We start from the raw sequence: 9,094 nt of genomic DNA on the forward strand, positions 1-9,094 counted from the left end.
CCGACCACCCTCAAGGGCAACCGCCTGCTGATGGAGGGCGACCGCCACTACGACTACGACGCCTTCGGCAACCTGATCCGCGAACGGCGCGGCAAGGCCCAGTGCCTCGTCAGCGAATACCGCTACGACAGCCAACACCGGCTGATCGGCGTCACCACGGCGGACGGACGCGAAACATCCTACCGCTACGACGCCTTCGGCCGACGCATCAGCAAGACCGTGGACGGCCTGACCACAGAATTTTTCTGGCAAGGCGACCAAGTCGTCGCCGAAAGCAGCCCGCGCCACCACCGCAGCTACGTCTACGAACCGGGCACCTTCCGCCCACTGGCCCTGCTCGACGGCAAAGGCCCGAACGCCTGCCCGTTCTACTACCACCTCGACCACCTGGGCACGCCCCAGGAGCTGACCAACTACGGCGGCACCATCGTCTGGTCAGCGCGCTACAACGGCTACGGAAAAGTCCGCGAGATCCAGCACGGCGGCGGCGAACAGCTGGAACAACCGCTGCGTTTCCAGGGCCAATACTTCGACCCCGAAAGCGGCCTGCACTACAACCGGCACCGCTACTACAATCCCGAAACCGGCCGTTATTTGACGCCCGACCCGAGCAAACTGGCGGGTGGGCTTAACGGATATCGCTACACCCTGAACCCGACGGGGTGGGTGGATCCGTTGGGGTTGGTATGTCAGTGTCCTGGTGATATCGACGCCGATGGACCCTTCAGCGAGATTGTGCCGGGGGGAGGTTTGGCTGCGCATGAGGCTCGAGGAGGGCATTTGATTGAGAAACATATCGGTAGAACAGATGCACAGTTAGCCCAGAGACTGGATGCAGAGCCACATATCCCAGCTGCCTCTACGTTCCCTGATCGGTCTACTGCTGAGTTATCAGCAGCGAGGGCATTGGCGGCAAATGAAAGGAGGATCGAAAAATTCTTAGCTGGCAAGAAAGAAAAGACGACTATTCGGCATACTTTCACCCAGCCAGTGGGGACCAGCTTGCTAAATGGTCGCTCCGATTATCTGCCGGCATCAAAAGTGTTACTGGTCTTGAAGAAAGACCAACAAAAACCAATGGGGTATTTTTTGCTAACAGGATTTCCGGAAGTATGAATATAGATTTCCCTGAACTACATGACTTTCTTGGCGCTTATTTCCACCAAGATTGGACAGTCGAATATGAGACCGCTGAACAAGCCCTTGATGTTTTTCTAGCAGAGTCTGATATTGAGGATCTGAGAGCTGTTCAGCAGGAGCTCAATGTACTACTCAGCAAGAAAAAGAATGAGTTGGAGTTGAGAGAGTATTTGCTGAGAGAGTTGAGTTGTTATTACAGCTATTGGAAGGCCTGGGACACGGGCGAAGCATGGTTGCTTCATATCGTTAACAGGCTCAACTTGAAAATTTCTTGCTCATAAAAAAGGCCTTGCCAAGCCCAGCCAGTTGAATCTCAAGCGAAAGATCAAGATCAAGATCAAAAGATCGCAGGCTTCGCCAGCTCCTACAAAATCCTGCGGTGTAGCCGTCATCACACCGACAAACCCACCTCCACCAAAGGCTCGCGCTCAGCCAAACCATCAACCAAATAAACACTCCCGCCCAAAATCTCCTTGGCATGATGCTTGGCCTGCGAAGCCAGTTCCGCCAACTGGCTCGCATCCAACTCCCCACAAGCCTCCGAGCGTAAATGCACCACCCCAATCGACAATGACAACAACGCAAATTCCTGCCGAACCCCCTGGCGATTCAACGCGGTAAAACATCCGGCCTCCAGATGTTCAGGACGGTAGAAGCGCCGGCAGTGGGTCTGGAAGTCGCTCAGTAGCTGATTCAGCCGTTTGCGCCAGTCTTCCGGGCCGAGAACCAGCAGAAAGTCATCGCCGCCGATGTGACCGACGAAGTCGCGGCTGGGGTCGATGCGTTCGTTCAGGCATTGGGCCAGGCACAGCAGGACTTCGTCGCCGCGGCCGTAGCCGTAGATGTCGTTGAAGGGTTTGAAGCTGTCGATGTCCACGTAGCAGATCACTGATTCCTGTCGTTGTTGCAGCAGCCGCGTCAGGCATTGCTGGATCGGCACGTTGCCCGGCAGCAGGGTCAGCGGGTTGGCGTAGCGGGCCTGTTGGATTTTCAGTTCGGTGATGAGCTTGAGCACGTCGATCACCCGGCCCAGGCCCAGGTAACTGCCGTTGAGGGTGATGATGAAGTCTTCTTCGATGCGTTGTCGGGCGCGGCTGGTGATGAGGCGGCTGACCTGTTGCAACGACTGGTTCAGTTCCACCGCCAGGAAGTCATCGCTCATCAGGCGGCTGATGGGTTTGCGGGCGAAGAGGTCGGTGGCGAAGGGTTTGAGCAAGGCATCCGAAAGCGAATGACGATGGACGATGCCGCAGGGCTGGTCCTGATCATCCAATACCGCCAGGGAGTTGAGGTTGGCCTGGCGCCGAAACGCCTCCAGTACGGTGGCCGTTGGCGTGTCATGGGTCACCGCCGGTTGTTCGTTGAGCAGCGCCCCGAGGTCGTTGACTTCGTCGGTCAACGCCACCGCACCGGCGTCCTGCCGGGGCATCAGCGCCCTGGCGTCACGGGATGGCTGCTCCTGCGGGCGAGCGAGCAGATAACCCTGAACCAGATCGACGCCCATTTCTATCAATACCGCCAGTTCTTCCGGCAGCTCGATGCCCTCGGCAATCACTTGGGCACGGGAAGCCCGGGCAATTTTCAGGATAGAGCCGACGAACTCGCGCTTGAGGGCGTCCTGGTGAATGCCATCGATGAAATGCCGGTCGATCTTCACGTAATCGGGGCGCAATTCGGACCACAACCGCAGGCTCGAATAACCGGCGCCTAGATCGTCCAGGGCGATGGAGAAACCCATGGCCCGATAATGATGCAGGGCGGTTTGCAGGAGTTGGAAGTCGTCGATCGGCGTTTGTTCGGTCAGTTCGATCACCACCTGGCTGGGTGGGATGCCGAAGTCTTGCAGCAGTTGCAAGGTGCGCCCGGTCTGGTGGGCGGCTTCGAGCAAGGATTCGGGGGACACGTTGAGAAACAGCTTGCCCGGCAGTTTCTGCTCATTGAAACGTTGGCAGGCGCTGCGTCGGCAGGCCAGTTCCAGCTCACTGAGGCGTCCGGCCTGGCGGGCTACGGAGAGCAGGGCGATGGGCGAGTGCAGCGGACTGTTGGAGGGGCCCCGGGTCAGGGCTTCATAACCGACGATGCGCCGTTCGGAAAGGCAAATGATGGGTTGGAACAGGCTGTGCAAACCGCTTTGAGCCAGGATTGAACTCAAGGCACTCAGCTGTTCTGTCGTGGTCATGGCAATCTCTGGCGATAAAAAAAGGACTGGGCGCCACCCGTTCAAGGGGGCGCCCGGTCCTGTATTTCACGACAGAATGATGTCAGTTTGATGACGCTCCGGGGAGCGTCAGCATTAAATGGCCATCATGTCAGTGCTTGGCAATCGCCGTGTTGAGTTTCAGGTAATCGATGAGGATACGACCGGTCTCGCTCAGGTAGGCATCGTCTTCCGGTTTGGTTTTTTCCGGCTCGGCGATCAGGTCTTCATCCTCTTTCTTCAGTTCCTTGAGCGGCTCCTCACCCTTGGCCTTGCGCCGCAGGTTTTCCATGGTCAGTTGCTTGGCTTCGATGTCGGCATGCTGCGCGCGACGCTCGGCTTCGTTGAGGGTGACGGTTTTCTCCAGCATCAACTTTTGCGCCAAAGCCAGCTTGTCACGGATGAAGACAAACTCCGCGTCCTGGGACGTGCGAGCATCGTGATCGGACTTGAGTTGCGCCAGGAACGGCTTGAACGGATCCACCGCCGGCTTGATCGCCGGCCGGATGGTGTCCCACGGCATGGCCTCGGGCAGGGCGCTTTCACCGATTTCCTTGGTGTCGATGATCGACGGGTAGTCGATGTCCGGCAGCACGCCTTGATGCTGGGTGCTCTGGCCGGAAACCCGGTAGAACTTGGCCAGGGTCAGCTTCAGTTCGCCATGGTTGAGCGGCTGGATGGTCTGTACGGTGCCTTTGCCGAAGGTCTGGCCGCCGATGATCAGTGCCCGGTGGTAGTCCTGCATGGCGCCGGCGAAAATCTCCGAGGCCGATGCCGACAGGCGATTGACCAGCAAGGCCATCGGGCCTTTGTAGAACGCGCCCGGGTTTTCGTCTTCCAGCACGTCCACGCGGCCATCGGCATTACGCACCAGCACCGTCGGGCCCTTATCGATAAACAGGCTGGTCAGCTCGGTGGCTTCCTGGAGTGAGCCGCCGCCGTTGTTGCGCAAGTCGATGACGACACCGTCGACTTTTTCCTTCTGCAACTCGGTCAGCAGCTTCTTCACATCGCGCGTGGTGCTCTTGTAGTTCGGATCGCCGGCGCGGAAGGCCTTGAAGTCCAAGTAGAAGGCCGGGATCTCGATCACACCGAGCTTGTAGTCCTTGCCGTCCTGTTTCAGTTTGAGGACGGATTTTTTGGCCGCTTGGTCGTCCAGCTTCACCGCTTCACGGGTGATGGCCACGACTTTGCTGGTCTGGTCGTTCGGCGCATTGCTGGCCGGGATGACTTCCAGGCGTACCACGGAGCCTTTCGGCCCGCGGATCAGCTTGACCACTTCGTCCAGGCGCCAGCCGACCACGTCGACCATTTCCTTGTTGCCTTGGGCGACACCGATGATCTTGTCCGCCGGGCCGACCTGCTTGGTCTTGTCGGCAGGTCCCGCCGGCACCAGGCGCACGATCTTCACTTGATCGTTGTCGCTCTGCAGCACCGCGCCGATGCCTTCCAGGGACAGGCTCATGTTGATGTCGAAGTTTTCCGCATTATCGGGCGACAGATAGTTGGTGTGCGGGTCGTAGGACATGGCGAAGGTATTGATGTACGCCTGGAAGATATCTTCGGCGCGGGTCTGGTCCAGGCGGGCCAATTGGTTCTTGTAACGCTTGGTCAGGGTTTCCTGGATCTGCTTGGAATCCTTGCCGGCGATCTTCATGCGCAGCACTTCGTCCTTGACGCGTTTGCGCCACAGGTCGTCCAGTTCAGCGGTGCTTCTGAGCCAGGCGGCGTCCTTGCGATCCACCTGCAAGGTTTCCTTGGTATTGAAGTCGATCTTGTCGACACCTTTGTTCAACTCGGCAAGGGTGTAATCCAGACGCGCCTTCACGCGATCCAGATAGCGCTTGTAGATGATGAACCCGGCGTTCAGGTCGCCGCTCTTGAGGAAATCGTCGAACTGGGTTTTCCACTTGTCGAATTCAGCGATATCGCTGGCCAGGAAATAGCTGCGCGAGGGATCAAGCAGCTTCAGGTAGCTGTCGTAGATGATGACTGAACGCGCGTCATCGAGCGGCGGCTTGCTGTAGTGATGGCGCTTGAGCAATTCAACGACGTTAAGGCTGGCAATCACCTCGTCGCGATCAGGCTGAAGCTTGTCCCAGCTATTGGCTGCGAACGTATCGCTCGAAAGCGGCAACAGACCGAGGCCAATGACAAGCGCGAGGGCGGTGCTGGGGAACAGGTGCTTCATGCTGATTCGACGCAGGGACAATTGATAACGCATATTAGGCCGTCTTTGAAGTCGCCGGTTCCATGTGGCCCGGGCGCATAATGCAAGAAAGCCCGGCGTTACAGCAGCGGGCCCAGTCGAGACTCACTATGGAGGCACCGTGAAAGCATTGCAAGGCGTTGAAGGCCAAGTGGTATGGGCAGATGAGCCAAGTCCGACGTGTGATGTAGGGCAAGTTCGCATCCGCGTGGCGGCCGCCGGTCTGAATCGAGCCGATTTGTTACAAAAGGCCGGGCATTATCCGCCGCCGCCCGGTGCCAGTCAGGTGCTGGGCCTGGAGTGCTCCGGGGTGATCAGCGAGGTTGGACCGGGTTCCTCGTGGCAGGTTGGCGATCGCGTTTGCGCCCTGCTGGCCGGCGGCGGGATGGCCGAAGAGGTGGTGGTCGATGGCCGGCATGTCCTGCCGGTGCCCGAAGGGTTATCCCTGGCTGAAGCGGCTGCGCTGCCTGAGGTTTACAGCACCGCGTGGCTCAATCTGTTTCAACTGGCTGCCCTCAAACCGGGGGAGAAAGTGCTGCTACACGCCGGGGCCAGTGGTGTCGGTTCGGCCGCGATCCAGTTGTGCAAAGCCTTCGGCAACCCGTGCTGGGTCAGCGTCGGTTCGGCTGATCGTCTGAGTTATTGCGAGGCGCTGGGGGCCCAGGGCGGGGTGGTGCGCACCGATGGCCTCGAGAGCCTGAATGACTTCGCCCCTTTCGATGTGATCCTCGATCCGGTGGGCGCGAACTACGCCGCGTTGAACGTGAAACTTTTGTCAGTTGACGGCCGTTGGGTGTTGATTGGCTTGATGGGCGGGCGCTCGACCGAACTCGATCTGGCGCAAGTGCTGGGCAAGCGCATCCAATTGCTCGGCTCGACCTTGCGCAGTCGTGACGATCAGTTCAAGGCCGACCTGATCAGTGAGCTGGGGCAGCAGGTGTGGCCGCTGTTCACCGACAAACGCCTGAGCCCGCAACTGGCCAGGACCTTTGCGATCAAGGATGCCGAAGCGGCGTTCGCGGAGCTGGCAACCAATAAGGTTTCAGGCAAGTTGGTGCTGATAATCGATGAGAGCCTGAGCTGATTTCGGCAGCTATGTGTGCCCTGTGGCTGCTGTGTAGGAGCTGTCGAGTGCAACGAGGCTGCGATCTTTTCCTTGGCACTTGAATCTCAAGCGAAAGATCAAAAGATCGTCCGAACGCGGCCCGAGCCTTCGCCAGCTCCTACAGGCCGTTGTCGACATGACTCGCACCTCTGGCCGGCACCCACGGGCAAGCCGACCTTTGGTCGGTAGCGCGTATCCGATTCATGTGCCCTGCTAGCGTTAACTAATGGAGGGATGGGGTAACCGCAGCTTTCATTTCACCAACCAGGTGAAGAGGTTGATCATGGCCATCGCCGAATGGCGCATGCAGGGCGTCGAATTCATTGCCTGCAACTGCAACTGGGGCTGTCCGTGTCAATTCAATGCACCACCGACCCATGGGCACTGCCATGCGGTGGCGTCGATGCGAGTGGAGCAGGGGTATTTCAATCAGGTGGCGTTGGGAGGTTTGTGTTGGGCCGCCACTTTCGCTTGGCCAGGCGCCATCCATGAGGGCAACGGCAGTTGTCAGGTGTTCATCGATGAACGCGCCGACGAGGCGCAACGCCAGGCCCTGCTGACCATCCTCTCTGGCCTGGAGAGCGATCCCGGAGCCAACGTGTTTCAGATATTCAGCAGCACCATGAGTGAAATGTTCGAACCGCAGTTCGTGCCCATCACCCTGTCCATCGATGTCGATCAACGCTTGGCGCACCTGGACATTCCCGGCGTGCTGCAGGCCAGCGGCGAGCCGATCCGCAGCCCCATCGACGGTTCACCGCATCGAGCCCGCCTGTCCCTGCCTGACGGCTTCGAGTTCCTTGAAGCTGAAGTCGCCAGCGGCAGCTACCAGACGCATTCAGCCCTCAAACTACAATCCCAGGGCAGTCATAGCCACCTCGCCCACGTGCACTTCACCGGTCATGGCATAGAGCCGTAAAGATGGCAGAGCCTCAGGCGGTGACGCAGAGCAAGCGACTGACAGGCGAGCAGTTGCTGTTCCTGCTCTGCCTGCTCGCGTTGACTGCCCTGGCCTGGCTGATACTGCTGCAGATGGCCCGCGACATGAGCGCGCCGGGCGGTATGGCCGATGCGGCAATGGCCGGTATGCTCATGCCCTGGAGCCTGGGCGATGCGCTGCTGATGTTCGCCATGTGGGTGGTGATGATGATCGGCATGATGCTGCCCAGCGCCCTGCCTATGCTGTTGATCTACCAGCAGATGCTGCGCAAGCGCATGCCGACACCGCAGCGACACTTGGCCCTGCTGCTGTTCTGCAGTGCCTATGGCCTGGTCTGGGTTGGTTTCGCCTTGGGCGCCACGGCGCTGCAATGGGCCCTCGAGCAGCTCACTCTGCTCAGTCCGGGGATGCGCGTCAGCAGTACCGCGTTGGGCGCTGGCCTGCTGCTGGTCGCAGGCGTCTATCAGTGGCTGCCAAGCAAGGCGGTCTGCCTTGAGCATTGTCGCGGTCCGCTGCATTTTCTGCTCAGCTACTGGCGCCCCGACGTGCTCGGCGGCTGGCGCATGGGTCTGGCCCATGGCGCTTACTGCCTGGGCTGTTGCTGGGCGCTGATGGGCCTGTTGTTTGTGGTCGGCGTGATGAACCTGCTCTGGGTCGCAGTGATCGGCGCCTTCATCCTGCTGGAGAAAAACCTGCCGCAGGGACTCTGGCTCAGTCGCATCTGCGGTGTGTTGTTGCTCGGCTGGGGCCTGTGGTTGCTGCTGGGCTAGCTGAACCTGTGGGAGCCTGCTTGCGATGATGGAGGCCATACAGCTTTGAAACAGCAGACCTCGCCCCCGGAGGCGCTGCCCGATAAAAGGCCCTGCTTATCCCTTCGAACTGTCATTCCTGACAGTAGACGCAACACCTCATCCGCCCGTTAATAACCCGACGGTTGTAGGCCACGCCCCCTCTGCGGCGAAACACCCGACGCAAGAGTGTTTCCATGAAAAAGTCATCCGGCTCTGCCGAAGCAGGCAGCGACAGCTCATTACGCCTTGATCCTCTGCATATCCCCAACATAGCCCCCGCGTTCGAAGACTACGCCGGCGGCATCGGGGTTGCGCTGGTCGAAGACGGTTTGAAGTGCTACGTCGACCTCTGGTTTCCCAACGGGGACGGGGACGCGATCGCCTTCTACTGGAACAATACACAAACCCCGGTCTGGTCCGACACCATCGATGCCAATCCCCCCGATCGGCTGCGGATTCACCTCAACAGGGGCTTTATCCTGGAGGGCGATGCCGAGCCGGTGTTCTACAGCGTGACCCGCCTGGGGCAAATCCCCGTGGACTCGCCACCGCAGAAAATTCTGGTCAAGCTGCTCCGCCCTGGCGGCTACGATGATGACCCGACAACCCCCGGGCATTCGGGGCTGCGCTACACGATTGCCCAGGAGATTATCGACAACGGTGTCGGCCCCATCGAAGCGGATGCCGGGGTGGATGTCACCATTCTTCATTA

General features: G+C 59.3%; 7 protein-coding genes and 1 pseudogene. 6 read left to right on the forward strand and 2 right to left on the reverse strand.

Annotation, left to right across the window (positions count from 1 at the left end; genetic code table 11):
• Positions 1 to 1,116 (forward strand): RNase A-like domain-containing protein (locus tag BMY45_RS27085; RefSeq protein ID WP_143071715.1); only part of this gene is annotated, 1,116 nt, incomplete at its 5' end.
• The gene (locus BMY45_RS27090) at positions 1,113 to 1,421 is read left to right on the forward strand and encodes a contact-dependent growth inhibition system immunity protein (protein WP_092403465.1); all 309 of its coding nucleotides are present in this window, start codon (positions 1,113 to 1,115) and stop codon (positions 1,419 to 1,421) included. The genes BMY45_RS27085 and BMY45_RS27090, both read left to right, overlap by 4 nt.
• Positions 1,422 to 1,531: 110 nt before the next feature.
• Here the strand turns inward: BMY45_RS27090 and BMY45_RS27095 are convergent, their stop codons facing one another.
• Positions 1,532 to 3,319 carry a bifunctional diguanylate cyclase/phosphodiesterase gene (locus BMY45_RS27095; protein ID WP_092403467.1) on the reverse strand — a complete coding sequence of 596 codons (1,788 nt, stop codon included), beginning with the start codon at positions 3,317 to 3,319 and terminating at the stop codon, positions 1,532 to 1,534.
• Positions 3,320 to 3,449: 130 nt separating this feature from the next.
• Positions 3,450 to 5,528, reverse strand: coding sequence for a carboxy terminal-processing peptidase (locus BMY45_RS27100; RefSeq protein ID WP_177193401.1), 2,079 nt, complete (start codon positions 5,526 to 5,528; stop codon positions 3,450 to 3,452).
• A gap of 139 nt (positions 5,529 to 5,667) precedes the next feature.
• Between BMY45_RS27100 and BMY45_RS27105 the strand changes: the two genes are divergently transcribed.
• The 4 genes and pseudogenes from BMY45_RS27105 to BMY45_RS27120 form a co-directional block, all read left to right on the forward strand.
• Positions 5,668 to 6,630, forward strand: coding sequence for a zinc-binding dehydrogenase (locus BMY45_RS27105; protein WP_092403471.1), 963 nt, complete (start codon positions 5,668 to 5,670; stop codon positions 6,628 to 6,630).
• A gap of 304 nt (positions 6,631 to 6,934) precedes the next feature.
• Entirely contained in the window at positions 6,935 to 7,570 is a 636-nt protein-coding gene (locus tag BMY45_RS27110; RefSeq protein ID WP_092403475.1) for a DUF1326 domain-containing protein, read from the forward strand.
• Between the two features lie 2 nt (positions 7,571 to 7,572).
• A complete protein-coding gene (locus BMY45_RS27115; protein WP_092403473.1) occupies positions 7,573 to 8,361 on the forward strand; it encodes a DUF2182 domain-containing protein in 789 nt (262 codons plus the stop codon).
• Between the two features lie 215 nt (positions 8,362 to 8,576).
• Positions 8,577 to 9,094, forward strand: a pseudogene (locus BMY45_RS27120) (hypothetical protein); the annotation flags it as partial.

The organism is Pseudomonas sp. NFACC39-1 (assembly GCF_900110355.1).
Taxonomy (GTDB): Bacteria; Pseudomonadota; Gammaproteobacteria; order Pseudomonadales; family Pseudomonadaceae; genus Aquipseudomonas; species Aquipseudomonas tehranensis.